The following is a 25,481-nucleotide window of genomic DNA, read 5'->3' on the forward strand; positions in this document are numbered from 1 at the left end:
GGTGCTCGAGCACGTCGTGGGTGTTCCTAGACTCCTCACATGTGTGCGCATGTTGTCGTCGCTGAGGATGACGCCAAGCAGGCCGAGCTGATCCGCCGCTACCTGGAACACGAGAGCCACAGTGTGATCCTCGTCCAGGACGGGCGGGCCGCGCTCGACCAGATCCGCCGTCGCCTGCCCGATCTGCTGGTGCTCGACGTGATGATGCCCAGGCTGGACGGGCTCGACGTCTGCCGGACCATCCGGTCGGAGGCCGAGCTCGAAGGGCTGCCGGTGCTGATGCTGACAGCCCGGTCCACCAAGGACGACCTGCTGCTCGGTCTGGACCTGGGCGCGGACGACTACCTGACCAAACCGTTCAGTCCACGTGAGCTGATGGCCCGCATCCGGTCGCTGCTACGGCGCAGCGGGCGCACCCAGGCGGCGTCCGGCGCGGCAGGCGCAGCGCCGGGCGGCAACCTGCTGACCGCGGGCCCGGTGACCGTCGACCCGGCCCGGCACGAGGTGTGGGCGCACGGTACGCAGATCTCCTGCACCCCGGGTGAGTTCCGGCTGCTGGAGGTGCTCGCGGGCCGGCCGGGGCAGGTGTTCACCCGATCGCAGATCCTGGAGCGGCTGCACGGCTTCGACCGGTACGTCACCACGCGGACGGTCGATGTGCACGTCATGAACCTGCGGAAGAAGATCGAGCAGAACCCGCGCCGGCCGATGTGCCTGGTGACCGTGTACGGGGTCGGCTACAAGCTCTCCGACGACATACGCCCGTCCCGGCCCGAGGACGTGCGCCATGAGCCGTGACGTCCGGCGCGACCACCCGTCCACGCGCTCGGGTCTCGCCGTGCCCTTGGGACGCAGCCTGCTCCTGCGACTGCTCGCCGTGGCGGCCCTGGTGTCGGTGTGCTCGATCGCGGCCACCGCGTGGGTGGTCGTGCGGACGACGGCCGTGGCGATCCGCCAGGAGCAGGGCAAGGACCTCGCCGACGACACGAAGACGTACGACGTGCTGATCGGCTACGCGGCGCGGCACCGGAACTGGGACCAAGTGGGACCCACCGTGGCCGAACTGGGACGGACGACCGGACACCGGATCGTCCTGCGGGACGGCGACCGGACGCTGGCGGACTCCGCTCCGGCGCCCGGCCACCCGTACGTGGCCTCTCCCAAGCCGACCGCCGTCATCGACCCGCTGTCGGTCGATCCACAACGGCTGCCGGCCGCGGCGCGGGACGGCGGGATCGACCCACGTGTCGTCGGCCCGTACCGGCTGTCGGACAGCGACAGGACGAGACTGCTGGGTACGGCTCGGGATGTCGTCGCGTGTCTGCGGGCGGCGGGCGCCGAGGCGCGGGTGGTGGTCGGCCCCAGCGGCCGGCCCACCGTTCGGACGGCGGCAGGACAGCGCGTCGACCCCCGGTGCGAGGAGTCGGTGCTGAACGACCCGATGCCCTCCGAGCGCAAGGCCCTCGACACCCTCGACAATCTGGTCGACAACTGCCTGGCGCGGCGGGGGCTCAGCGGGGTGAACGTGCTGCTCGACGGGTCCTGGCAGGTGGCACGCGCGGAGTCCCGTACGTCCACGGCCCCCGCGCCCGAGAAGGACGTGCGGGACTGTGTGGCGAGCGGGCGTGCGGAGCAACTGCAGCCGTACGTGGCGCCCGCCGCTCAGCTCTACGTCAGCAGCCCCGGCGACCGTACCGCCACCACCTTCCTCGACCTGTCGGCGCCCAACAAGCTGCGGATCGCGTGGGGCGCGGCGCTCGTGCTGCTGGTGACGGTCGCGGTCACGGCCTTCGCGGGCATCCGGCTCGTCCGGCCACTGCGCAGGCTCACCCTGGCCGCACAGCGGATGGAGGCCGGGGACGTCTCGGCACGGGTCGAGGTGACGGGCGGCGACGAGATCGCCCGGCTGTCGGCCGCGTTCAACGCGATGTCACGGCGCCGCGAGCAGCTGGAGTCGGCCCGCAAGGCGATGGTGAGCGATGTGGCGCACGAGCTGCGCACGCCGCTGAGCAACATCCGCGGCTGGCTGGAGGCGGTCGAGGACGGCATCGTCCCGCCGGACGAGAAGCTGGTGGCCTCGGTACTGGAGGAGGCGGTGCTGCTCCAGCACGTCATCGACGACCTGCGGGACCTCTCGGCGGCCGACGCGGGAGAACTGCCGCTCACCACTGAGACGTTGAGTGTGGCCGACGTCCTCGCCCAGACGGCTCAGGGCCACGGACCGCGTGCCGAGGCCGCGGGGGTGCGGCTCGTGGTGGCGGCCGACCCCGACCTGACGGTGCCGGCGGACCCCGTACGGCTCCGGCAGGCGGTCGGCAACCTCGTGTCGAACGCCATCCGCCACACACCGCCCGGCGGCACCGTGCGCCTGAAGGCGGCCGGTGACCCGCCTGTCCCCGGCCAGGCCGGGACGGCAGCGGGGGCCGCCGGCACGGCGGGCGTCCGGATCGAGGTCTCCGACACGGGCTCGGGGATCGCGCCCGAGGACCTGCCGCACGTCTTCGACCGTTTCTGGCGGGCCGAGAAGTCCCGCTCACGCCAGACCGGTGGCAGCGGGCTCGGCCTGTCGATCGTGCGCAAGCTGATCGAGGCGCACGGCGGCACGGTGGAGGCCCACAGCACCCCGGGCACCGGCTCCACGTTCACCCTGCGCCTGCCCGGGCTCCCCTCCCCACCGCGCTGAACGGCGGCCGTGGACGGTGCGGCACTCCGGCGTCCGTGTCGATGGGACGGCTCACGGTGTTACGTCGCCGACTCCCGGGGCACCTCCAGCGGACCGGACATGCCCTGGGCGTGGCCGTCGGCTGTCCAGCGTTCCTCGAGATTGCCCAACTTCCACACGAGCAGGGCGAGAAGCCACACGCCGACGAAGAGCCCGACGATGACATAGCCGACCGAGTTGAGGTCCACGCCGGTGATCCAGTCCCAGAAGAAGCCGTGCAGGCCGGCCTTGACGGCGAGCAGTCCGAGCAGCTCCACGGTGCCGACCAGCAGGGCGACCGCCACCGAGAGCCCGGTGATGGTCAGGTTGTAGTAGACCTTGCGGACCGGCTTGCCGAACGCCCAGTCGTAGGCGAAGTTCATGACCGAGCCGTCGATGGTGTCGAGCAGGGTCATCCCGGCGGCGAACAGCACCGGCAGACAGAGAATGGCGTACCACGGCAATCCCGAGGCGGCGCCGGTGCCGGCCAGGACCAGCAGGGCGATCTCGGTGGCGGTGTCGAATCCGAGGCCGAAGAGCAGCCCCAGGGGATACATCTGCCAGGGCTTGGTGAGCGACTTCATCAGCCTTGCGAGCAGCCGGTTGAGGAAGCCTCGTCTGTCGAGTTGTTCCTGCAGCTCCGTCTCGTCGTACCGGCCGGATCGCATGGCCCGGAAGACGCGCCATATTCCGGTCAGGGCACCGAGGTTGAGGACGGCGATCAGATAGAGGAAGGCCCCCGAGACCAGGGTGCCCATCCAGCTCGTGAGGTTGTGCAGGGTGGAGTCGTCGTCCTGCAGAGGACCGGCCAGACTTCGGATGCCGAACGCCAGCAGCAGCGACAGGGCGAAGACGACACTGGAATGACCGAGCGAGAACCAGAAGCCGACGGTCAGCGGCCGGCGCTCGGCGTTCATCAGCTTCCGCGTCGTGTTGTCGATGGCCGCGATGTGATCGGCGTCGAAGGCGTGCCGCATCCCCAGGACGTAGGCGGTCACGCCGACGCCCACGCCGAAGCCCTTCTGGCCCAGGCTGAAGTGCTGGGGAGCGACGACGGTCACGAGGATGCCCCAGCCGATGACGTGCAACGCGGCGATGAACGCGAAGACGGCACCCAGCCGGGACCACTCGGCGGCGGTGACGGAACGCCGGACGAAGGACGGCTTGTCGAAGTCCAGGGGCGGTTTCCGCACGGGTGCGGGCATGGTCGGCTCCTTCCGATGGGGGTGCGGCCGGCTGCGGAACGCGAGCGGCCACGAGAAAAGCCGTGCGGACCTGTTCAGGCCCGCACGGCTCGTTCCGTCAGACCGTTCACGCCGCCGGCGGGACGTACGGGAAGGTCGCCGTGGGCTTGGCGGTGACCGACTCCTTGCCGATGCCGAGCGTCACCGGGGTGTTGCCGGCGAGGGAGAACATCACGTCGGGCGCGTTGTCGGTGAGCGTCCGGCCGTTCCACCGCGCGAAGCCGTACGACGCCGGCGTACCGACCACGTAAGGGAGGACGTTGGGCAGGATCCGGTCCGCGACCGTCCTGGCGTAGGCCTCGGGGTCCTCCGCCGTGCCGTAGGCCCGGACCACGCCGGCCACCGACTCGATGAGCGCCTTGCCGTACAGTTCGACGTCCTCGGCCGGCACGTTCTCGTTGAGACGGTCGCCGAGCGTCTCGTTGTACTGGGTGAACAGCGGGTGGATCATCGGCAGGCCCGCGCGGTTGATCGGACGCCAGCCGCCGGCGTCGGTGGCCAGGAAGGCCACGGCCCACACATCGATCTTGTGATCGTGTCCCGCGATCGGCAGCAGTTCCTCGTCGGCGACCTCCAGGACGATGGAGTGGACGGTGTGCCCCGCGAAGAGGTTCGTCGCCTCGGCGGCGTTCCAGCCGGACAGGTCGACCTTCGTGCCGTCCTGGAAGGCGTGGCCGACGGCGTGCAGGACGTCGGGCTCGATCCAGAAGGGGTCGCCCGCCTTGCCGACCCAGGCCCGGCTGCCGCCGGGAAGCTCCAGCGTCTCACCCGTACGGCCTTCGCCGAGCAGTGTGCCCTCGGCGAAGTCGCTGCGGGCGTCGGGGCCCGCCAGCCGGCGCACCTGGTAGGTCTGGACACCGCTCGTGTCGGCCTCGCCGAAGGTGAAGCGGTACGTCACGTCCTCGACCGCGTCGCCGTTGGAGTCGATCTTGAACTCGTACTTGCCCTCCGGGTGCAGACCCCGGGGGATGTCCTCGCCGGCGAGCGAATGGCTGTGGTCGGTGACGAAGACGGTGCCCTGCTCACCTCGGAAGACATAGAGGTCCGTGATGTCCAGACGAGGGTCCTGGCGGGCTATGGGGGAGTCGAGGTGGTGGGACATGTCGTCTCTCGCTTTCGCTTCGAAGCCGGACCCGCGGTTGCCGCGGCCAGCGGGTTCGTCCGCCGGCGCACTCGGCGCGAGCCGCGCGTTGTGGTCCTCAGTCTGGTGAGAGGGCGCGGAACAATCTGTCTAGACGTCTCCAAGGAGACGTGAGCGCCGTCCACATGGAGGCCGTGGGGTTAACCCCACGGCCCCCGGCGACCCGCCGGAACCCGCCGTCACCAGGGCCCTCAGACCGACTGGTCCACTTCCCGCCGACAGAGGCGAGCCAAGGCCACCCCCACTGATTCCTGTTCACTGCGGAGGGCGGGGCACACAGGGCGCGTGGCGCGAGTGCCGGGACCACAACCGGGGGTGGTCGGGCGGCCGGACGATCGAGTCCGCGTCCGATGGTGCCGTCCCGATCTGCGCGTTCCCCCAGGTGGGACGGGGTGATCCGGCTTGCGGAGGGCTCCCGGGGACCGCCACCGTCAGATGACGTATGGGAAAGCGTACGGTCCGGCGAGCATGATGGGGACCGCAGCGGATGCGTGTGACGCGTTCAGCCTTGGCAACGGGAAGTGAATTGATGGCACAGCTGGAAACCGCGCGCTACGAAAAGCAGGCCGTTCGTGGCCGGACGGACGCGAACGCGGTCCTCGGAACCCGCATGAGCACCCGCGTTGCCCCACTTGCCGGCGCACTGGTGAAGGTGTGTGTCGGTACGTGACACCGCCCCTCACGCTGACTTCCGGGGCTGTCCTCGTGGGGATAAGCCGGTGGCGTCCTCGGGCCCTTTGCGCGTTCGGGTGGGACGCCGTTCGCATTTCATGACCGAGCGGCTGTGAATCGTCGGTCGATGTCCAGTCCGCGCGGTGCCGCACAGCCTGACGCGGCGGCGATCCGGCTCGGTCCTAGGAGGTAACAGATGAGAAGGTGCCACCTGACCGTCGAGATCACACATTGGGTCGTGCGACGGCTGTCCGTGCCCATCAGATGCGAGTTCTCGTTCCATCCCAGGGATCCGTATGCCGTCACCCTGATCTTCGATGCCGAGGGTGAGCAGCCGGTGCGCTGGGTCTTTTCCCGGGAACTGCTGAACGAAGGCCTCACCGCCAGGGTGGGACAGGGTGATGTCGCGGTGTGGCCGGAGCACGGCTCGGACGGTGCGTCGACGATGTGGCTCCAAGTGGGAAACGCACGGCACAATGCACTCTTCGAGATCCCGGCCCTGCCGGTCGCCCAGTGGCTGGCGAGCACGTACGCCCTGGTGCCGCGGGGGCAGGAGACAGCGGACGTGGACTGGGACGGGTTGACTCTCCTGACTGAATGAGGTGTCCGTATTCGCGGTAACGCTTTAATTGATGCCAGAACCAACTTGTCGGGAGTGGTGCCGCCGAGGCCCGTCCTTGTGGACCGCTTGCCAAGTAGTGACACCAGGCAACAGCCAGGCAATGAGTCAAGGCGTAGTATCAGCAGCAGCGCCTGAGTACACGCCCCCTCAGTAACCGCTGTGCACGAGCCTTCACTCGAGAGCCGAACCAAGGAGGGTCCACGGCATGCCCGACCCGCAGACGAGTACGACGGAGCTGGTGACGCAATACAGCTCCCAGCTGGCGAGCGATCTCGAACGCAACGTCCAGGAACAGGACCGCATTCGGAGCGAGATCGACGAGCTTCAGGGCCGTCTGCTGGCTCTGCAGCATGATCATTCCGTACTCGCGACCATGCAGCAGGCCCTGGAGAGCGGTATTCCGATGCAGCAGGCTCCGGCGTCCACGGGCCGGCGGAGCGCGGGAACCGAGTATGACTACGGGCTGCCCGGCGGTTCGGCGGGCCCCAGGAGGCGGCAGAACAAGCCGACCCTGGTGGCCCTGATCCGCGCCTACCTCGCACAGCAGTCGGAGCCGTCCTCCGCGGCCGAGATCGCGGCCGCCCTCAGCGAGGCCCACCCGGACCGGATCATCAAGACCACCGTGGTGCGTACCACCCTGGAAGGACTCGTCGCCCGCAGCGCCGCCCAGCGCCTCAAGCAGGGCCACTCCGTGTTCTACACCGCCCTCGAGCCGACCGACAAGAAGAAGACGGCGAGGGAGGGCCGGGAGAAGCAGGCCGCCGCCTCCGCAGGCCGTGCGTCCTCGAAGGACTGAGATCCTCGCCCAGCCGTGGGAACCGCACTCCTCGTCGCCCAGGGACGCCGGCGCGGTTCCCACGGTTTCCCTGCTTTCGTGCGGCCGAGCTCGCCGCCAAGCGACCTCCGCGTCGTACAGGTGTCGACCAGCCCGCACCAGAACACCCAGCAAGACATGTGATCCACATGACCGGGGACGCATGCCACAGCGGAGTAGGTGCCTGACTTCCGCACCGACCGATGTGTGCTCCCAGGCCCCATCGACTGCCATGCCCACTGTGGCTGGAGGCCGACCGCGCATCGCGTCACGTCAGCCCGAGGGGCACGCTCCCGTTCGCTTCTGCGCCCGATCGGCCGCGCACGAGGGCGACTTGACCACGAGATGACCTCACTTGGGGACGGTGTTTGCCGTTCGGCACTGTGAAGGTGTACCCAGTGCGTACACCCGTCCCGAACCGGCTTGTGGCCACTGGGTGATCGATTAGGGTCGTTGCCGGAAGCAGACCTGTCAGGTCCCCGCGGCCCGGAACCACCCCTCCCTCCGGCGGTCGCGGAAAGCCGAGGTCCCTGCCACCCCCCGACCGGGAAGACATCGGGTTTCCCACGCGGCCCCGGGACGTGGCACGGGCAGCCGGTCGCCCCAGTGGGCAGGTGCCGTCGAGTGTTCCTCCCTCGCCGAGCGTGTCCCGGCTTCCACGGCCCTGCCCGACGAGTTCTGGTGAAGCGATGACGGACAACGCAGTACATGACGTGCGGATCGACGAGGACGCGGCGCCGGCCGCGGCGGACCACACCGCTCTGCGCGCCGCGGTGCGCGGACCGGTCCTGGTGCCGGGCGACATCGCGTACGCGGATGAGTGCCGCCTCTTCAACACGCTGCGGGTCCTGGCTCCGGCCGTCGTCGTCGGCGCCACGAGCACGGACGACGTCGCCGCCGCGGTGCGGTACGCGAGTGGCCGCCGGATGGCGGTCGCGGTCCGCAACGAGGGTCACCAGGTGGTGCTGCCCCAGCAGGACGACACGTTGCTGATCAGCACCCGCCGGATGCGCGAGGTGTCCGTCGACCCCGCGCGGCGCACGGTCCGCGTGGGAGCGGGCGCCACCTGGAGCGACGTACTGGTCGAGACCGACCGCCTCGGGCTCGCCCCCGTGGCCGGCTCGGCGCCGCATGTCGGTGTCGTCGGCTACACGCTGGGCGGCGGGCTGAGCCCGCTGCTCGGCCGCGGCCTGGGCTATGCCGCCGACCACGTCCGCCGGCTGGAGGTGGTCACGGCCGACGGAGCGGTCCGGCAGGTCACCTACGGAAGCGACCCGGACCTGTGGTGGGCACTGCTGGGCGCCAAGGGCAACTTCGGCGTCGTCACACACATGGAGTTCGACGTCTTCCCGGTGGCGCGGTTCTACGGCGGCGGCCTGTGGTTCCGTGGTGCCGAGATGCGCCCGGTGCTGCAGGCCTGGCGGGCGCTGCTCCCCACGCTCGGCGAGGACACCACCACGTCCTTCTCCGTCCAGCGGCTCCCCGACGTCGCCGCGCTGCCGCAGTCGTTGCGCGGGGCCTTCGTGCTGCACATACGGCTGGGGCACCTCGGCACGGCGCGGGAGGGAGCGCGGCTGGCCGCACCGCTGCGGGCCGTCGCCACGCCGGTCTACGACACCCTGGCGGAGCGTCCCTTCCGCGAGATCGGCGAGATACACCTCGATCCCGTCCACGGCATGCCGTTCGTGGAAACCGGTTTCGGCCTGCGCGAGTTCTCCGACGACACCCTGGAGAGGTTCCTGGACCTCACCGGCCCCGGCTCCGGCTGCCCGATGAAGAGTGTGGAGGTCCGGGCGCTCGGCGGAGCCCTGGACCGGGAACCGGCCCGGCCCAACGCCGTGCCGTCGCGCGGGATGCCGTTCATGACGTTCGCGGTGGGCGGCGGCCCGGCCGACCGAATGGGTGCGATGCGCGAGTTCGTCGGCGCCTACACCCACGGACTGACGCCGTGGCGCGACCCGCGCAACGTCATCAACTTCGTCTCACCGGACGAGGCCCTGAGCGAGGCCGCCGTCCGCACCCTCTACGGCGAGCAGCGGTACACCCGGCTCGCCGCCCTCAAACGCGTCCACGACCCGGCCAACCTGTTCAGGGTCAACCACAACATCCGGCCGGACGTGTAGACGAACCACCGTCCCCCAGCACCCCGTGCGGGGACCACGCGCCGCCCGGCGCGCCCCACCCCCTACGCACCACTCCTCCTCGCAGAGGCGAGGAGGCGAAAGGAACCGAAGTGGCCGAGCTGTTCTACGACGCTGACGCCGACCTGTCCATCATCCAGGGCCGCAAGGTCGCGGTCATCGGCTACGGCAGCCAGGGCCACGCCCACGCGCTGTCGCTGCGTGACTCCGGTGTCGATGTCCGTGTCGGTCTGCACGAGGGCTCGAAGTCCAAGGCCAAGGCCGAGGAGCAGGGTCTGCGCGTGGTGAGCCCGGCCGAGGCCGCCGCCGAGGCCGACGTCATCATGATCCTCATCCCGGACCCGATCCAGGCCCAGGTGTACGAGGAGTCCATCGCGCCGAACCTGAACGACGGCGACGCGCTGTTCTTCGGCCACGGCTTCAACATACGTTTCGGTTTCGTCCAGGCCCCGGCCGGTGTGGACGTGTGCATGGTCGCGCCGAAGGGTCCGGGCCACCTGGTGCGCCGTCAGTACGAGGAGGGACGTGGTGTGCCCTGTCTCGTCGCCGTCGAGCAGGACCCCTCCGGAGGTGCCCTGGCACTGGCGCTGTCGTACGCCAAGGCCATCGGCGGCACCCGCGCCGGCGTCATCAGGACGACGTTCACCGAGGAGACCGAGACGGACCTGTTCGGCGAGCAGGCGGTGCTGTGCGGTGGCACGACCGCGCTGGTCAAGGCCGGTTTCGAGACGCTGACCGAGGCCGGTTACCAGCCGGAGATCGCCTACTTCGAGTGCCTGCACGAGCTCAAGCTGATCGTGGACCTCATGTACGAGGGCGGCCTGGAGAAGATGCGCTGGTCGATCTCCGAGACCGCCGAGTGGGGCGACTACGTCACCGGCCCGCGCATCGTCACCGACGCCACCAAGGCCGAGATGAAGCAGATCCTCGCCGAGATCCAGGACGGCTCCTTCGCCAGGAACTGGATGGACGAGTACCACGGCGGCCTGAAGAGGTACGACGAGTACAAGCAACAGGACTCCGAGCACCTGCTGGAGACCACCGGCAAGCAGCTGCGCAAGCTCATGAGCTGGGTGGCGGACGCCGATGTCTGAGCACCTCGCCGCGGGCCGGCCGACAGCCCCCCACGCGCCCTCCCCCCGTGACCCGGGCTTCGCCGCACTCCTCCTCGACAGCCATCTGCGGGTGGTCGGCACCGGGTTGTGCCCGCGCGCATGGTCCGACGACGCGGGGGCGGCAGCCTGGTTGCAGGACCACGCACCCTTCGGACTGCTCGCGCACGACACGTCCCCGGACCCGCTCTTCGTCTACGCCAACCACATCGCGCAGCACTGCTTCGGTTACACCTGGGAGGAGTTCATCGGTCTGCCGTCCCGGCTGTCGGCGGCTCCCGACGCCCAGCACGACCGGAACAGCTTCGTCGAGGCGGTCAGCCGGCGGGGATTCGCGGACGGTTACCGCGGTCGGCGCGTCCGCAAGGACGGCAGCCACTTCTGGATCGAGGACGTGACCATGTGGGACCTGGTGGACGCCGACGGCAACCTGCACGGGCAGGCCGCCGTCTTCCGGGCCTGGACCGAGGAGTGCGCACAGGTATGACGGACGGCGAGAACGCGATGAGTGAGTCGACCGAGGGACCGGCGGCCCAGCGTGGCGCCGCCGGGGGACACACGGAGTCGGTGGACGTCTTCTTCGACGACCTCGATGCCTTCGGCATGGTGTACCACGGCAGGTTCGCCGCGCTCCTGGAGCGGGCGATCACCGTGGGCTTCACCCGGCTGGGGCTGACGCTGGGACACCCTGACCTCAATGTCGTGGTGCGGGAGCTGCTCCTCGTCTTCGAGCGGCCGCTGAAGGGGATCGGTTCGGTGGACGTGACGTTCGAGCTGGAGAAGCTCGGCCGCACGAGCGCCGCGTTCGCCTTCCGGTTCCGCTCCGGCGACGTCACGCACGCGCACGGCCGGCGGGTGATCGTCAAGGTCGATCCGCGCACCGGCGCGCCGGAAGCCTGGACGCCGAGCACGCGTGAACTCCTGGAGCGCCTGCTGCTGACCACGCGGTGAGACCGGTCGGGACCGTCCGCCACGGACGGTCCCGACCGTGGCGTCACACCGCCACCGGCGCGGGCACCCGGCCTGGGGCCGCCAGCCGGTGTGTGGCGTACACCAGCAGGGACAGGCTGGTCGCGGCGAGCACGCCGTAGGCGATGTCACTGTCCAGGCTGTCCCACAGGGTGTGCAGGGTGACCGCGACCGCGTAGACGAACACGAACAGCCCCGCCGAGCGGCGGCGCCACCCGTGGGCTGTGGCGGACCACAGGGCCGCGGCCGTCAGGCCCGTCCACGCCATGTGCGCGGCGGGGCTCAGCAGCCCGCGCCACACCAGGAGGTCGTCCACCGCGGACAGATCGCCGTTGGAGTTGACGAGTTCGACGAAGGCGTAGCCCATCGTCTCGAAGACGGCGAACCCGGCGCCGGAGGCGACACCGATCAGCAGCCCGTCACCGGGGTGCCGGTCGCGCAGGATCAGGAGCAGCAGGGCCGGGACGATGAGTTTCGCCGCCTCCTCGATCACTCCGACGGCGACCATCGGCAGGACGTCCAACAGCCGCAGCGTCCGGTACTCCAGGAATCCGGCCGTGGTCACCCCGATCGCGCCGCCCGCCAGGGCGGTCACCGCGACGACCCCCATGCCGGCGCCGAAGTCGAGCCGGCGGCCGGCCACGAAGGCGACGAAGGCCGACGGCACCAGCGCCGCTCCGAAGAAGATCAGAGCGGGGATCAGGTTGGGGTTCTGCGTGGAGATCAGGGCCGAATGGATCAGCCAGAACAGCAACAGGCCGACCAGCAGGACGGCGACCCAGCCCCAGCGGCGGCCGACGCGGGACAGCCCGCTCTGGTCGGACCGGACCGATCGGTGTGTGAGCGACACGGGCACGACTTCCTCCCCGAAACATGGATGAGCCGACACTGCCCGGTCGCGCGACGACCCGCATCACACGTTCATGCCAACATGGCGCCCGCAGCGGCAGCGCGGTGCCTCGCGCTGGGTCCTATGACGACGTGCCCTGTGGCTCGGAAAGGGGGACCGGCGGAAGAGGTGAACGGAGAGCCGCACCGTTGTCCGCTCCGCCGGTCCCGGAACCGCTTGAGCGTACCGGCCTGTGCATAGACGCCCCCACACGCAGTGCCTACCCAAGTGGATCAGGTGGATCGGCTCCGACCAGCCTTTCTGGAGCCTTCCACCGATCGTCGAGCATACGGCCGGGTGATCGTTCTGTAGAGGGACGCGGTAGGTACACCCAGGGGCTGGTGAGGAGGATCGAGGGGGCGACAGTCGCTCAGTCCACCGGCTCCAGCACCAGCACGGGGATCACCCGCCTGGTCCTGGAGCGGTAGTCGTCGTAGGAGGGCCAGGCCCGGACCGCCCGGTCCCACCACTCCTGCCGTTCCGACCCCGTCGCCTCGCGCGCCCGGTAGGGCCTGCTCTCCGTACCGTCCCAGACCACGACGTCGGGGTTGGCCACGAGGTTGTGGTACCAGGCGGGGTGGGTCGGCGCGCCGCCCTTGGACGCGACAGCGGCATACCGGCCCTCGTGTTCCACGCGGATCACGGGTGTCTGCCGGGAGCGCCCCGACTTCGCTCCCCGCGTGGTGAGGATGACCAACTGAGCGTGTGTGCCGTTGTAGTCCACGGCGATGCTGTCCGTCGTACCCGACTCGATCGCGGTCCCGACCAGCCGCGCCTGGTCGTGAACCCATACCTCGTCCGGCATGACACTCAGGTCCATGTCCGCGGTGGGCTGCTCGGGTTCCGTGCGCTCCGTCATGGTTACCGCCTTACGAAAGCTGATGGGCATGACCGGCCGATGCCCGTACCGATCAGTGAGCGGTTCACGGTACCGGAGCAGTGACATCACACGGCGACGATATGACACGCATCAACAGTCAATATGACAAGGGTTGGTGCTCCAGTAGACTCATGTCGCTGTCAACCGGCCTCCCATGCATCACAACGCCGCGACGCAGAACCCCTTTTGCTGACATTCCATAAGTAGGTAGTGCTATGCCCCACACATCCACCGACCGCGCCGACGTCCGAGACATGCTGGTGGTGCACGAGGCCTTCCGGCAGAGCTATGCCCGTCTCCCGGGACTGGTCAAGGACGTCAGTCCCGGTGACGTCGAGCGGGCCGAGGTCGTCGCCGAACACGCCCGGCTCATCGAGGAGTTCCTCCACCTCCATCACAAGGGGGAGGACGAGCTGCTGTGGCCCAAGCTCCTGGAGCGTGCTGGTGATCGGCTCGGTGACGCGGTGGCCCTCCTGGAGAGCCAGCACGAGGAGATCGCCGCGCTGCTCGCCGAGTCGGCGCAGCGGCTGGCGATCTGGCGCGCGCAACCCGCGAAGGAGTCGGGTGAGAGGCTCGCCGACTCCCTGGAGCGCCTGGGGAGTCTGCTGACCGAGCACCTCGGCATCGAGGAGAAGGAAGTTCTGCCGATCGTCCCGGAGTACGTGACGGCCAAGGAGTGGCACCAGCTCGGCGACCACGCGATCAACGCGCTGCCCAAGAGCAAGCTGCCCATCGTCTTCGGCATGCTCGCCTCGTACGCCGATCCGGACGTCGTCAAGCTCATGCTGTCGACGGCCCCACTGGTGCCCCGGCTGATCATGCCCGTGGTGGGTCCGAAGGCCTACGCCCGGCATGCCCGCAAGGTGTATGGGGCGGCTGCCTGAGCCGGCCGGGCCGGGACATCAAGCGCCCGGCCCGCGCCGCTGCGCCGTTCCTCCCGAACCGCGCCGCGGCGGCTGTCCGGCGGTGGCCGCCGCGGCGTATCACCGCAGGAGGGTTTGGTGACCGCTGATGCCCGCATACGGGCGGACCTCCGTCAGGTCGCCTCGCCGCGCCCCACGCGGACCGATGCCGCCCGCAACTACGACGCGATCGTGGCCGCGGCGCGCGAGGAGTTCGTCGAGCAGGGGATCGACGCGTCGTTGAAGGCGGTCGCACGGCGGGCGGGGGTGGGCATCGCCACCCTCTACCGCAACTTCCCGACCCGGGCCGCGTTGCTGGAGGCCGTCTACATCGACGACGTCGTGGACACGGTCAGCGCCCTGTGCCGGACGGCCGAGTCCGGCGCGGCCACCCGCGACGAGCCGGACGAACCGTCCCGGGAGGCGTGGCGGAGACTGGGGGACTGGCTGGACCGGTTCGCCCGGACCGTCGCGGACGACCCGGTGCTGTGCGAGATGTTCACCGCCGGATCGCCCGCCCTGTCGCCGTGCTGGGAGGCGCTGGGGGAGGCCGTCGCCGGACTGCTGGCGAGGTCCGGGACGACCCTGCCCCTCAGGTGCGGGAGCAACGTCGACGAGATCCTGCGCGCCGTCGTGTCCGTCGCGGTGTCTCCGTTCCTGACCGACGTCCAGCGCCGGCGGGTCCTCGCCGTCCTCCTGGACGGTGTGGGAGCGGACCGCACCTGAGCGGGCGCGAGGGGGTACCCGTCCCGGCCCCTCAGCGTGCCGGGGCGGTCGCGGGCGCCTGGGCGGTCGCGGGTGCCTGGGCGAGGAACAGGGTGCCGAGGAAGCTCCCGCGCAGCGTACGCACGGCGACGGTCGCCCAGGCGGTCAGCAGCAGGACGTACAGGGCCACGGCCGCCCCGTCGAAGGCGTCCGAGTGGAGGCGCAGCGCCAGGGCGCACGTGCCGGTGACGCAGGTGCCCACGGGGAAGGTGAAGCTCCACCAGGTCAGTGCGAACGGCAGGCGGTTGCGCAGGGTGCGGAGCGTGAGCCCGGTGGCCAGGGCCAGCCACATCATCGCGAAGCCCCAGGTGGGCAAGCCGTAGACGACGCCGAAGACCGCGGCGCCGGCGGCGTACGGCTCCGGCAGGGCGAGGTGGGCCACCGACCCGAGCGCGTTCGCCGCTGTCACCGACTGCCCCAGCGGACCGAGCACGATCCACAGCGTCGGCACCATCGCCGCGGGCCCGAGCTTGTGCCGGACCAGCCGGCTCCACACCTGGGTGATGATGACGATGCTCGAGAACAGGCTGATGCCGAACATGGCGTAGCAGGCCAGCAGCAGGGTCAACCGCTCCTGGCCCGGGGCGAGATGCGGCACCAGCGCCGCCCCGGTGGCCGCGGACACCATGGGCGGGACCACCGGCATCAGCCAGCCGCCGAACGCGGAGTCCTCACCGACCTCGTGCTCGGTCATGGCCAGGTAGGGGATCCACACACAGGTGACCAGGCCGAGCAGGGTGCCGCCGGTCCACAGGACGGCGTCGACGCGTACGGCGGCCGTCGGACCGATCCAGTTCCGGCCCAGGGTGAGGGTGCCCGCGCCGACCGTCATGAGCGCCATGGCGGGAGCGCCCCAGAAGTGGCCCATGACCGGGTGGTGCGCATGACCGCGGGCGATCTCCGGATGCCGGGTCCAGTGCAGGGCCCAGGCCGCCGTGAGGGCGACCAGCAGCGCCGAGGCGAGGGCCCAGACGGCCGTGGCGAACAGGCGGAGGCCGGTCACCTGGACGGGGAGGACGGCGGCGGCGTTGGCGACGATGCCGGTCCCCATGATCGAGGCGTACCAGTTCGGACCGAGGTTGCGGAACACGTCGGCCGGCCGGTCCAGGTCACGCAGGAACCGCCCGGCCGGGCGCCGCCCGCTCTGTGTGTGAGGCGTGGGTGCAACCGAAGTAGTCATGCATCCAGCCTCGACCTCGACACATGACTCCGGTAGTCACCCTGTTCGTATCACCTCATAAGGTCGGCTTATGAGAAGGAGTGGGACGCTCGAGTGAGGAGTTGATGTCACTATCGCTCGGATGTGTGATGTCCCGCCCACAGGCCCACGGCAGCATGAGGTCTCGTAGCGACCGCCTCGACGGCGGTACGTGCGGCGGACAGCTGGGTGAGGAGACCTCATATGACGAAGTCCCATGAAGTGCCCTGTTCTGCGGCGCCATGACCCTCACCGGTCCCGCCGTCCCGAAGGCACACCGGGTCGCCGGAGGCGCCGCGCGGCTGCCCTGGAGCGGGTGATGACGGCCGTCCGCCTAGTCGCCGCCGCTGCCCGGCCTGCCGGTCAGGCGGGTGAGCCATTCGGTGAGCAGCAGGTGCTCGCCCGGGGAGAAGGGCTGCGGGCCGTCCTCCTCGTCGAGCAGGGCCTTGAGCGCCACGGCGTGCCGGGCACCACGATCGGCGCGCGACTCGGCCGTAGCGGTGTCCTGCTCGTCCGCGATCAGGGCCGCGAGGACGGCGTCCCGCGTGTTCTCCGACAGGCCCTCGTGCTCGGGGAGCAGCCCGGCGGCGCTCGCGCTGATCAGCGTCACGGTCACGCCGATGCCCGCCGCGTGGATCATCGCGGCCGCGGCCTCGACGCTCATCCGCAGCCGGCCCGCCTCGGCGACCCGGGTGACGAGCTGCACCAGGATGTCGTACGCCTCGCCCATGACCGTGGCGCCCTCGCCCGGCCGGGGGTCGGTGTACAGGAGCCGGTAGAGGGCCGGGTTGGCCAGCCCGAAGGCCACGTGCAGGTCCCAGCCGTGCCGCAGTTGTTCGACCGCGTCACCGGAGGCCAGATTGGCCTGCTTCTCGGCGAGGTAGGAGGCGAAGCCCCGCTGCGCGACCTCGTCGAGGAGCCCCTGCATGTCACCGAACTGCCGGTAGATGGTCTGGGCCTGTACGCCCGCGGCCGCGCTGACGGAGCGGGTGGAGACCGCCTCCCGTCCGCCTTCGGCCAGCAGGTTCGCCGCTGCCCGCAATATCCGCTCGCGCGGCTGCGCGATCGTCTCGGTTGCTGTCATGCAATCAATGATAACCGTTGACCGTGATCGATGCTGTTGTTATCGTCGATGTATCAAATATGTGATCGCCGATCGCGCCCCTTGGTGGGCTACGGCTCGGAGGTCACAGCCAAGGAGGAAAGTCGTGTCCCCTGCATCCCAGAACACCCAGGCGCAGACGGTTCTCGTCACCGGCGCCGGCACCGGGATGGGTGCCCTCTCGTCCGTCTCGCTCGCTCAGGCCGGGCACCGCGTCTTCGCCTCGATGCGTGACCCGGAGGGCCGGAACGCGGAGAAGGCCCAGGCGCTGCTCGCGCAGACCAAGGACGCGCCCGGCGAGCTGTCCGTGGTCGAACTGGACGTGCTGTCCGAGGAGTCCGCCTCGGCCGCCGTCGAACAGGTCGTGCGGCAGGCCGACGGCCTCGATGTCGTCGTCCACAACGCCGCCCACCTGCTGGTCGGTGTGACCGAGGCGTTCAGCCCGGAGGAGGTGCTGCGCGCCTTCGACGTCAACGCCGTCGGTGCCCTCCGGGTCAACCGGGCCGTTCTTCCGGTGATGCGCCGCCAGGAGTCGGGCCTGTTGCTGTGGATCGGCTCGGGCACGACCCGCGCCATCCCGCCCTTCCTCGCCCCGTACTCCGCCGCCAAGGCCGCCTTCGACGCCTTCGCCGAGTCGACCGCCTGGGACGTCGCCGCCTACGGCATCGAGACCACGATCCTCATGCCCGGCGTCTTCACCCACGGCACCGCGCACTTCGCCAACGCCGCCTTCCCCGCCGACACCGAGCGCACGGCCGCGTACGACAAGATCGCCCCGTTCCTCGACTCGATGGGCGAGGACACCGAGAGGATGATGGTCGACGGTGTGAGTGCCGACCCGCAGATCGTCGCCGACGAGGTCGTCCGGGTCGTCGGACTGCCCGTGGGCCGGCGGCCGCGCCGGACCGTCGCCGACGGCTCCGACTACGGCGCGGAGATCATCAACGGCGCCGCCGAGGAGCTGCGGCTGCGCCTGGCCCGCCGCATGGGCGTCACCGGCCTGCTCGACCGCCTGTGAACCGGACCGTCCCGCCACCCCCGCGGTACGGATCCACTCTGTCCGTCCACACAAACACGCACCATCCCCCGCACAAGGAGAACCGTCATGACTGTGACGCGGCGCAAGCTGGGCCTGTCGGGCCCTGAGGTTTCCACCATCGGCCTGGGCGCCATGGGCATGTCCGACCTGTACGGTCCGGCGGACGACGCGGAGAGCATCGCGACCCTGCACACGGCGATCGACACGGGCATGAACCTCATCGACACCGGTGACTTCTACGGCTCGGGCGCGAACGAGATGCTCATCGCGCGTGCCCTGCGCGAACGGCGGCGTGAGGACGTCGTCCTGAGCGTCAAGTTCGGCTCGCGTCGCGCTCCCGACGGCAGTTTCCAACCGGTCCCCTACGACGTGTCGCCGGAGGCCGTGAAGGACCGACTCGCCTACTCGCTGCGGCGCCTGGAGACCGACTACATCGACATCTACCGCCCGGCCCGCCTCAACCCGCAGATCCCGGTGGAGGAGACCGTCGGCGCGCTGGAGGAGATGCGCCAGGCCGGTTACATCCGGCACATCGGGCTGTCGGAGCTGGGCGCCGACACCATCCGGCGCGCCGCCGCCGTGGCCCCGATCAGCGACCTGCAGATCGAGTACTCGCTGCTCTCGCGCGGCCCGGAGGAGTCGATCATCCCGACGCTGCGGGAGCTGGGCATCGGCCTGACCGCGTACGGAGTGCTCTCCCGTGGTCTGCTGAGCGGCCACTGGTCGCCCTCGCGCGAGCTGAGCGGGAACGACTTCCGCGCCCACTCGCCGCGCTTCCAGGGCGAGAACCTGGAGGCCAACCTGCGCCTGGTCCAGGCGCTGGGCCGGGTGGCCGAGCGCCTCGGGGCCACCACCAGCCAGGTGGCGATCGCCTGGGTGGCCGCCCAGGGCGAGGACATCGTGCCGCTGGTGGGCGCCCGGCGCCGGGAGCGGCTGGCGGAGTCGCTGGGCGCCGCCGGTCTCACCCTCGACGCGGAGACGCTGGCGGAGATCGAGCAGGCGGTGCCCGCGGGCGCGGCGGCCGGTGAGCGGTACGCGGCCCCGCTGATGGCGACGCTCGACAGCGAGCGCTGACCGCCGTACTCGCACCATCGGAACCCCTGCGGAGCGGTGGTCGTCCCCCGGCCCGTGCGGAGCGGGGGGCGACCACCGCCCCGTACCTGTTCCCGGGCGCAAGTGATGTCATGTGGAGCAGACACGAGTCGTGTGGGCCGGCTTCAGTCACTCATCGACCCCACCTGAGTCAGCTGACGTGCCCCATGTGAGGAGCCCTGCCGTGGACCTGGATGCTGGTGGGATTCCGCTCGGTGGCGGACCCGGACGTCAGTGCGCGCGGCGAGTGCGAGAAGGCCGCCGACCACATGTGTTTCGGCCGTCGCGGCGGCCCACATCCCGATGAACGGAGGACCCGTGCAGGTCACAGCGGAACACCTGGTCGACGTCCACGCCCACTTCGTGACACCCGCCTACGTCGAGGCGGCCCAGGCGGCCGGACATCTGAAACCCGACGGCATGCGGGGCTACCCGGCCTGGTCCGCGGCCGAGCACCTGGAGCTGATGGACTCCGCCGGGATACGCACCAGCGTGCTGTCGATCTCGTCCCCGGGCACCCACTTCGGTGACGACCGCGCCGCGCGGGCACTGACGCGCGAGGTCAACGAGTTCGCGGCCGACGTACTGCGCGCGCACCCCGGGCGCTTCGGGCACTTCGCGTCCCTCCCCCTGCCCGACGTGGACGGCGCGCTGGCCGAGGCCGCTCATGCCCTGGACGTCCTCGGCAGCCACGGGGTGGCCCTGGAGACGAACGCCGCGGGCGTCTATCCGGGCGACGCGCGCCTGGAACCCCTCTGGCAGGAACTCGACAGCCGGGCGGCCGTCGTGTTCGTCCACCCCACCTCGCCGCCCTGCCACGAGCACGTCTCGCCGGACCGGCCCCGCCCGATGCTCGAGTTCCTCTTCGACTCCACGCGCGCCGTCTCCGACCTCGTCTTCTCCGGAGTCCTCCGGCGTCACCCACGCATCCAGTGGATCTTCACCCACGGGGGCGGCGCGCTGCCGCTGCTCGCCGACCGCATGGAGCTGTTCCGCACGGTGTTCGGCGTCGGGTCCGCCGACGGTCCCACCGTGCAGGAACAGCTGCGCACCCTCTGGTTCGACATGGCCGGCACCCCCTTCCCGCACCAGGTTCCGGCCCTGACGCGGACCTTCGGCTACGACCGGCTGCTCTACGGCAGCGACTACTGCTGGACCCCGGCCGCCGGAACCCTCGCCCAGGTCGCCTCCGTCGACGCCGCACCCCAGCCCGAGGTCGGCACCTGGCGCGAGCTGACCACCCGAAACGCGGCCCGGCTGCTGCCGTGGGTGGCGGACGCGTGACGGCCCCGCGTGCGGCGCGGCCGGTCACCTCACGAACTCGCGTGCCGTCGCCATCATCGCGCGGGCCGCGGCCCCCGGCGTCCGCTCGCTCGGCGAGGCCAGCGACAGCGGCCACTCCAGGTCGGCGTCGAGCACGGTCAGGGTGGCGACGTCCTCGGCCCCGCCCAGGACGAACCGGGGCAGCAGCGCCACGCCGAGACCGTTGCGGACGAAGTCGACGCCGGTGCCGATGTCGGTGATCTCGATGGCGACCCGGCGGGCGACGGAGGCGGCGGCGAAGGCGCGGTCGGCCACCGTCCGGTTGCCGTATCCCACCGGGGAGTCGACGAAGTCCAGTCCGGCCAGTTCGGTGATCGACACGGTGCGCCGGCCGGCCAGCGGATGACCGGCCGGCACGACGAGGTCGAGCACCGACGTGGTCAGGTCGGTCAGGGTGATCCCGGCCGGGCGCGGTCCGGGCAGAGAGACGAAGGCGAGGTCGAGGCGCCGCTCCAGGAGGGCGTCGATCAGGCCCTGCGAGCCGGAGGGCGCGGCGCTGGTCTGGAGCACGACACCGGGGTGACGGCGGTGGAACTCGCCGAGCAGCGCCGGCAGATCGAGCAGCCGGATCGAGGTCAAGGTCCCCAGACGCAAGGTGCCCCGCAGTCCGCCGCGGACCTCGGCGACGGCGTCGGCGGCCGCACGGGCGGCGTCGAGCGTGACGCGCGCCCGCGGCAGCAGGGCGGCCCCGGCGTCCGTGAGCAGCACCCGCTTGGAGTTGCGGTCGAGCAGCGGGGTGCCCAGTTCGCGTTCGAGGCCCTTGATCGTGGCTGAGACCGCGGACTGGACGATGTGCAGCCGGGCCGCGGCCCGGGTGAAGTTCGCTTCCTCGGCCACGGCGACGAAGCACTCGAGCTGGCGCAGTTCCATGCGTCAAGTATCTCTCAAACAGATGATCACGGTCTCCAGCTTTCGTTGGACGAGATGGATGCTGAGCGCCATTCTGTTAAGCGTTCAAGCAATTGCGACTACCAGGACTCGGAAGGCCCACCATGGCTCACTCCACGGCAGCACCGCAGCAACCCACCGCGGCATCCGGCGGCGGAGCCGGATCCGGGAGGCGACGCGCCGACGCCCGGCGGCACGGAGTCGGCTTCTCGCTCACCGCCTTCGCCTTCCTGACCGCGATGGCCTTCTCCACGGTCCCCACGCCGCTGTACCCGCTGTACATGGCGAAGGACGGCTTCTCCACCTTCATGGTCACGGTCGTCTTCGCCGTCTACGCGGTCGGCGTGATGATCAGCCTGGTGCTGGCCGGACACGTTTCGGACTGGATCGGCCGCAAGAAGATCCTCATCCCGGCCGTCGGACTGGAACTGGTCGCCGCGCTGCTCTTCCTCACCAGCACGTCCCTGCCGGTGCTGCTCCTCGCCCGGCTCGTGACCGGCCTCGGTGTCGGCATGGTCACCGCCACCGCCACCGCGCACCTGCACGAACTGCACACCGCGCACCGGCCCGGAGCCTCCGCTCAGCGCTTCGAGCTGGTGTCGACCGCGGCCAACATCGGAGGGATCGGCGTCGGCCCGCTCGTCACCGGCTTCCTGGCCCAGTGGGTCACCTCACCGCTGCGCACGCCCTACATCGTCTTCGCCGGACTGCTGCTCGCCGCCATCGTCGCGATCGCCGCCACCCCGGAGACGGTCGAGGAGCGGTTCCCCAGGCCCGCCTATCGGCCCCAGCGGATCACGGTCGACCACGGGGACAGCGCCGGGTACCTCGCCGCGGCGGCCGCCGGCTTCGCGTCCTTCGCCGTCTTCGGCCTGTTCACCTCCGTCGCACCGGGCTTCGTCGCAGGCGCCCTGCACCACCCCTCCAGGGCCCTGGCCGGGCTGATCGTCTTCGCCGTGTTCGGTTCCGCGGCCGCTGCGCAGAGCCTCACCACCCGGCTGGCCACCGCCGCCAAGCGCCGACTCGGCCTGCTCGGCCAGGCGGTCGGCGTCGTGACGCTCGTCATCGGCATGCACACCGCCAACCTGGCCGCCTTCCTCGTCGGCGGGATCGTCGCCGGGATCGGTGCGGGCATGCTGTTCAAGGCGGCCCTGGGCACCGTCATAGCGCTGGCCGTCCCGGACAAGCGCAGCGAAGCCCTGGCCGGACTGTTCCTGATCGCCTACCTCGGCCTGACCCTGCCCGCCGTCGGCATCGGCATAGCCACTCTCTCCGTCTCCGCCACCACCGTCATGACCTGGTTCGCCGGTCTGCTGCTGATCCTGCTGGCCGGCGTGGCCGCCCTGGCCCGACGCGGCTCGACCACCGATTGACCGCCCACCAGTACGGCTCGTGAGTACGGCCCCCGAGTACGGCCCCGGAGTTTGACCCGCGGAACCTGTTCCGCGACACCTTCGACCTCGCCCCGGTGCTCGTCACCTCAGGGGCTGAGCCGCATCCGACCCGGCTGATCGGAACATGGCCATGACGCACCCGAGCTCCGGACACCGTGCCGCACCCGGCCCCGACGAGCCGAGCGTCCGACTACCCGTACCGCCTCTCCGCCGCGCACGCGCATCGCCTCACCGTGCGGCCGTCGGCGGAGGCAGTCGCAGGCCCGCGAGGTCCGGTGGGATGGGCGTGTCGGGGCGGAAGAACGGTGCGGACGGTCCGTCCTGCGCCGTGGCGGGCGCGTCGGTGAGGCGGAACCGGTCCCTGAGCCGGCCATAGAAGTCGGTGGGATGCAGGCGGATGAGCCGTACGCGGTCCGGGGCGCGGAAGACGCCGATCCAGTCCCCGGGGTCGAGCACCCCGCGCAGCTGGCCGTCGACGCTGACCGCGGCCTGTCCGGAGTGCGGCAGGACCCGCAGGGCGACGGGTTCGTCGGGCGCGACCACGATGCTGCGGTCGAAGGTCATGTGCGGCGCGATGGGCGTGAAGACGACCGCGTCCATGTGGGGGGAGAGGACGGGGCCGCCGGCGGCGAAGCTGTAGGCGGTGGATCCGGTGGGTGTGGCGACGGCCAGCGCGTCGGCCGAGTAGGACGCCAGCAGCCGGCCGGCAAGGTAGACGCCGACGCTCACCTGGCGGTCACGGGACAGCTTCTCCAGGACGACGTCGTTGAGGGCGTTGACGTCCAGGGGGATTCCCCACCCGTCTCCCTCGGTTGTCTCGGGCCGGACCTGCGGGGCGGGCAGTGCCGGGCCGCGTCCGTAGAGCAGCAGGGCCTCCAGCTGCGGCGGGATCTCCAGCGGCCGGGACGCGCGCATGGTGAGGGTCATGCGCTCCTCGACGGCGGCGTGCCCCTGAAGCACCGCGTCGAGGGCGGCCCTGACCTCGTGCACGGGGACCTCGGTGAGGAAGCCGACCTTGCCCAGGTCGACGCCGAGCACCCGGGCGCCGCTCTTGACGGCGATCCGCGCGCCGCGCAGAAAGGTGCCGTCGCCCCCGAGGGCGACGACGAGGTCCGGGTGGCCCGCGGCCGCGGCCTCCTCGCGGCCGCTCCGGCGGTGGTGGTCCTCGGCCCACACATCGATGTCGGTGCACGGGATGCCGTGGGCCTCGCTCCAGCCGTGCACGGTCCGCGCCGCCTCGCGGGCGGCGGCCCGCCCCTGGTGGACGACGAGACCGATGCGGTGTACGGGCATGGTGTCCCTCCGGAAGCGCTTCCGAAACAGTGAGTATCCGATCGCAGGCCGCGACAGCGGGTCCGCGACCTCATGGATGGTGAGTCTGCGGCCTTACGGATGGTGTGAGGTCGCAGAACAACCTTGACATCACTTCCTGCGCGATGTCCCGCCGGTGCGTGGGGATTGCCCCACGCACCGGCTTGTGCGGGCTCGATGTTCCCGCACGGCACGGACTGAGAAGCTGGGCGAACCGGCCGGCGAGCCGCGACCCGTCCGCCCTCGGCCGCATCGCCGTTCCCTGGGCCCGTTCGGCCCGTCGCCGTCAAGAGGTGTCCGCATGAGTGCCTCCACCCGCCGTCCCGCCCCCGTGCCCCTGTCCCAGGCATGGTGCGAGTTCGCCCTCACCACCGTCCTGCTCCTCGTGGTGGTCACCATCGTCCGCTGGCTGCGCGCACCCACCTCGCCGCTGTACGTCGGCGACCTGCGCACCGCTCTCGCGGTGGCAGGGCCGGCCGCGGGTCTCCTCGTCGTCGGGCTGATCCTGACACCGTGGGGACGCCGCAGCGGCGGCCACATGAACCCCGCTGTGACGGTGGCCGTCTGGCTGATGGACGTCTTCCCGGGAGCGAGCGTGCTGCCGTACGCCGTGGCCCAACTGGCCGGATCCGTACTCGGGGTGTTCCTCGGACGGCTCGTCTGGGGACCGGTGGTGTCCGGCCCGGCGGTCGACTTCGCGGCCCTGCGCCCGGCTCCCGGATGGTCCCCCTCGGCGGTGTTCCTGGCCGAGACCGGCTGCATCCTCGTCCTGACCCTGGCCGTCGGGTTCCTGCTGGCCTACCCCGCGTTCGGCCGCTGGCTGCCGCAGACTGTAGGGGCGTGCATCGCGCTGACCATCGTCGTCTTCGGCCCGCTCAGCGGAGGCTCGGCCAATCCCGCCCGCCAGTTCGGACCCGCCGTGCTCGCCGGACGGACCACGGACCTGGCGATCTACCTGGTCGCCCCGATCCTCGGCTCGTGCCTCGGCGCTTCGGTGCACCACCTGCTGTACCGCAGGTTCCAACTGCGCGAGCCGCTCACGTACAAGCTCGCCGGCACGGACCGGCCGGGTCCGGGCCGATTCAGTACAGATCGTCCGGGTCCCGAACGATCGGGTGCGGAAGGGGCGGGTACGGAACCGTCCGGCACGCCCGCCGGGTGAGCGGCTGTGGCACCTGTCCGTTCCGTGCGGGAACGACGCCGTGACGCCCGAGCGGCCGGGACGACGTCCTGACATAACAGCGCAGTCGGGTCGGTAACGGGCAAACCCGCCTTGATGCTC

23 protein-coding genes are annotated in these 25,481 nt (G+C 70.6%); 15 read left to right on the top strand and 8 right to left on the bottom strand.

Annotated elements, in window-relative coordinates:
* Positions 1 to 39: 39 nt before the first annotated feature.
* The gene (locus ACGFRF_RS34995) at positions 40 to 798 is read left to right on the top strand and encodes a response regulator transcription factor (RefSeq protein ID WP_393746989.1); all 759 of its coding nucleotides are present in this window, start codon (positions 40 to 42) and stop codon (positions 796 to 798) included.
* Positions 788 to 2,683, top strand: coding sequence for a sensor histidine kinase (locus tag ACGFRF_RS35000; protein WP_393746991.1), 1,896 nt, complete (start codon positions 788 to 790; stop codon positions 2,681 to 2,683). Before ACGFRF_RS34995 ends, ACGFRF_RS35000 begins: the two co-directional genes overlap by 11 nt.
* A gap of 59 nt (positions 2,684 to 2,742) precedes the next feature.
* Here the strand turns inward: ACGFRF_RS35000 and ACGFRF_RS35005 are convergent, their stop codons facing one another.
* Entirely contained in the window at positions 2,743 to 3,906 is a 1,164-nt protein-coding gene (locus ACGFRF_RS35005; RefSeq protein WP_393746993.1) for a HoxN/HupN/NixA family nickel/cobalt transporter, read from the bottom strand.
* A gap of 106 nt (positions 3,907 to 4,012) precedes the next feature.
* Positions 4,013 to 5,047: a DUF4331 family protein gene (locus ACGFRF_RS35010; protein ID WP_393746995.1), complete on the bottom strand. Its 1,035-nt coding sequence runs from the start codon at positions 5,045 to 5,047 to the stop codon at positions 4,013 to 4,015.
* Positions 5,048 to 5,996: 949 nt separating this feature from the next.
* On the opposite strand from ACGFRF_RS35010, the gene ACGFRF_RS35015 reads away from it, so the two are divergent.
* The 6 genes from ACGFRF_RS35015 (at position 5,997) to ACGFRF_RS35040 (ending at position 11,398) form a co-directional block, all read left to right on the top strand.
* Entirely contained in the window at positions 5,997 to 6,359 is a 363-nt protein-coding gene (locus ACGFRF_RS35015) for an SsgA family sporulation/cell division regulator (RefSeq protein WP_393746997.1), read from the top strand.
* A gap of 226 nt (positions 6,360 to 6,585) precedes the next feature.
* Complete coding sequence (locus ACGFRF_RS35020) at positions 6,586 to 7,176, top strand: hypothetical protein (RefSeq protein ID WP_393746999.1); 591 nt, start codon at positions 6,586 to 6,588, stop codon at positions 7,174 to 7,176.
* A 707-nt stretch (positions 7,177 to 7,883) separates the two neighbouring features.
* Positions 7,884 to 9,317 (top strand): FAD-binding oxidoreductase, encoded by a 1,434-nt coding sequence (locus tag ACGFRF_RS35025; RefSeq protein WP_393747001.1) that lies wholly within the window; start codon positions 7,884 to 7,886, stop codon positions 9,315 to 9,317.
* A 110-nt stretch (positions 9,318 to 9,427) separates the two neighbouring features.
* Complete coding sequence (gene ilvC, locus ACGFRF_RS35030; RefSeq protein ID WP_393747003.1) at positions 9,428 to 10,429, top strand: ketol-acid reductoisomerase; 1,002 nt, start codon at positions 9,428 to 9,430, stop codon at positions 10,427 to 10,429.
* Positions 10,422 to 10,934: an MEKHLA domain-containing protein gene (locus ACGFRF_RS35035; RefSeq protein WP_393747005.1), complete on the top strand. Its 513-nt coding sequence runs from the start codon at positions 10,422 to 10,424 to the stop codon at positions 10,932 to 10,934. The genes ilvC and ACGFRF_RS35035 overlap by 8 nt, the downstream gene beginning before the upstream one ends.
* On the top strand, positions 10,931 to 11,398 hold the full coding sequence (locus tag ACGFRF_RS35040) for an acyl-CoA thioesterase (protein ID WP_393747007.1): 468 nt from the start codon (positions 10,931 to 10,933) through the stop codon (positions 11,396 to 11,398). The genes ACGFRF_RS35035 and ACGFRF_RS35040 overlap by 4 nt, the downstream gene beginning before the upstream one ends.
* Before the next feature lie 43 nt (positions 11,399 to 11,441).
* On the opposite strand, the gene ACGFRF_RS35045 is transcribed toward ACGFRF_RS35040, so the two are convergent.
* Positions 11,442 to 12,266, bottom strand: coding sequence for a PrsW family intramembrane metalloprotease (locus ACGFRF_RS35045; RefSeq protein WP_393747009.1), 825 nt, complete (start codon positions 12,264 to 12,266; stop codon positions 11,442 to 11,444).
* Between the two features lie 409 nt (positions 12,267 to 12,675).
* Complete coding sequence (locus ACGFRF_RS35050; RefSeq protein ID WP_393747011.1) at positions 12,676 to 13,164, bottom strand: nitroreductase family deazaflavin-dependent oxidoreductase; 489 nt, start codon at positions 13,162 to 13,164, stop codon at positions 12,676 to 12,678.
* A gap of 236 nt (positions 13,165 to 13,400) precedes the next feature.
* Here ACGFRF_RS35050 and ACGFRF_RS35055 point away from each other — a divergent pair, with 236 nt between their 5' ends.
* Positions 13,401 to 14,069: a hemerythrin domain-containing protein gene (locus tag ACGFRF_RS35055; RefSeq protein ID WP_393747013.1), complete on the top strand. Its 669-nt coding sequence runs from the start codon at positions 13,401 to 13,403 to the stop codon at positions 14,067 to 14,069.
* 117 nt (positions 14,070 to 14,186) lie between these two features.
* Positions 14,187 to 14,813 (top strand): TetR/AcrR family transcriptional regulator, encoded by a 627-nt coding sequence (locus tag ACGFRF_RS35060; protein WP_393747015.1) that lies wholly within the window; start codon positions 14,187 to 14,189, stop codon positions 14,811 to 14,813.
* Positions 14,814 to 14,844: 31 nt separating this feature from the next.
* Here ACGFRF_RS35060 and ACGFRF_RS35065 read toward each other — a convergent pair whose 3' ends face one another.
* Together ACGFRF_RS35065 and ACGFRF_RS35070 are read right to left on the bottom strand one after the other, a co-directional pair.
* Entirely contained in the window at positions 14,845 to 16,032 is a 1,188-nt protein-coding gene (locus ACGFRF_RS35065) for a TDT family transporter (protein WP_393747017.1), read from the bottom strand.
* A gap of 352 nt (positions 16,033 to 16,384) precedes the next feature.
* The gene (locus tag ACGFRF_RS35070) at positions 16,385 to 17,134 is read right to left on the bottom strand and encodes a TetR/AcrR family transcriptional regulator (RefSeq protein WP_393747019.1); all 750 of its coding nucleotides are present in this window, start codon (positions 17,132 to 17,134) and stop codon (positions 16,385 to 16,387) included.
* Positions 17,135 to 17,258: 124 nt separating this feature from the next.
* Here ACGFRF_RS35070 and ACGFRF_RS35075 point away from each other — a divergent pair, with 124 nt between their 5' ends.
* The 3 genes from ACGFRF_RS35075 (at position 17,259) to ACGFRF_RS35085 (ending at position 20,567) form a co-directional block, all read left to right on the top strand.
* Complete coding sequence (locus ACGFRF_RS35075; protein WP_393747021.1) at positions 17,259 to 18,170, top strand: SDR family NAD(P)-dependent oxidoreductase; 912 nt, start codon at positions 17,259 to 17,261, stop codon at positions 18,168 to 18,170.
* An 87-nt stretch (positions 18,171 to 18,257) separates the two neighbouring features.
* Positions 18,258 to 19,265, top strand: a complete 1,008-nt coding sequence (locus ACGFRF_RS35080; protein ID WP_393747023.1) for an aldo/keto reductase — start codon at positions 18,258 to 18,260, stop codon at positions 19,263 to 19,265.
* Between the two features lie 321 nt (positions 19,266 to 19,586).
* Positions 19,587 to 20,567, top strand: a complete 981-nt coding sequence (locus ACGFRF_RS35085; RefSeq protein WP_393747025.1) for an amidohydrolase family protein — start codon at positions 19,587 to 19,589, stop codon at positions 20,565 to 20,567.
* 24 nt (positions 20,568 to 20,591) lie between these two features.
* Here the strand turns inward: ACGFRF_RS35085 and ACGFRF_RS35090 are convergent, their stop codons facing one another.
* Positions 20,592 to 21,476: a LysR family transcriptional regulator gene (locus ACGFRF_RS35090; RefSeq protein ID WP_393747027.1), complete on the bottom strand. Its 885-nt coding sequence runs from the start codon at positions 21,474 to 21,476 to the stop codon at positions 20,592 to 20,594.
* 122 nt (positions 21,477 to 21,598) lie between these two features.
* Between ACGFRF_RS35090 and ACGFRF_RS35095 the strand changes: the two genes are divergently transcribed.
* The gene (locus ACGFRF_RS35095; protein WP_393747029.1) at positions 21,599 to 22,867 is read left to right on the top strand and encodes an MFS transporter; all 1,269 of its coding nucleotides are present in this window, start codon (positions 21,599 to 21,601) and stop codon (positions 22,865 to 22,867) included.
* Positions 22,868 to 23,116: 249 nt separating this feature from the next.
* On the opposite strand, the gene ACGFRF_RS35100 is transcribed toward ACGFRF_RS35095, so the two are convergent.
* A complete protein-coding gene (locus tag ACGFRF_RS35100) occupies positions 23,117 to 24,181 on the bottom strand; it encodes an NAD(+)/NADH kinase (protein ID WP_393747031.1) in 1,065 nt (354 codons plus the stop codon).
* Positions 24,182 to 24,500: 319 nt separating this feature from the next.
* On the opposite strand from ACGFRF_RS35100, the gene ACGFRF_RS35105 reads away from it, so the two are divergent.
* On the top strand, positions 24,501 to 25,361 hold the full coding sequence (locus tag ACGFRF_RS35105; protein ID WP_393747033.1) for an MIP/aquaporin family protein: 861 nt from the start codon (positions 24,501 to 24,503) through the stop codon (positions 25,359 to 25,361).
* The last annotated feature ends 120 nt before the right edge of the window (positions 25,362 to 25,481 follow it).

Origin of the sequence: Streptomyces sp. NPDC048521 (assembly GCF_043199855.1) — a bacterium.
Lineage (GTDB): Bacteria > Actinomycetota > Actinomycetes > Streptomycetales > Streptomycetaceae > Streptomyces.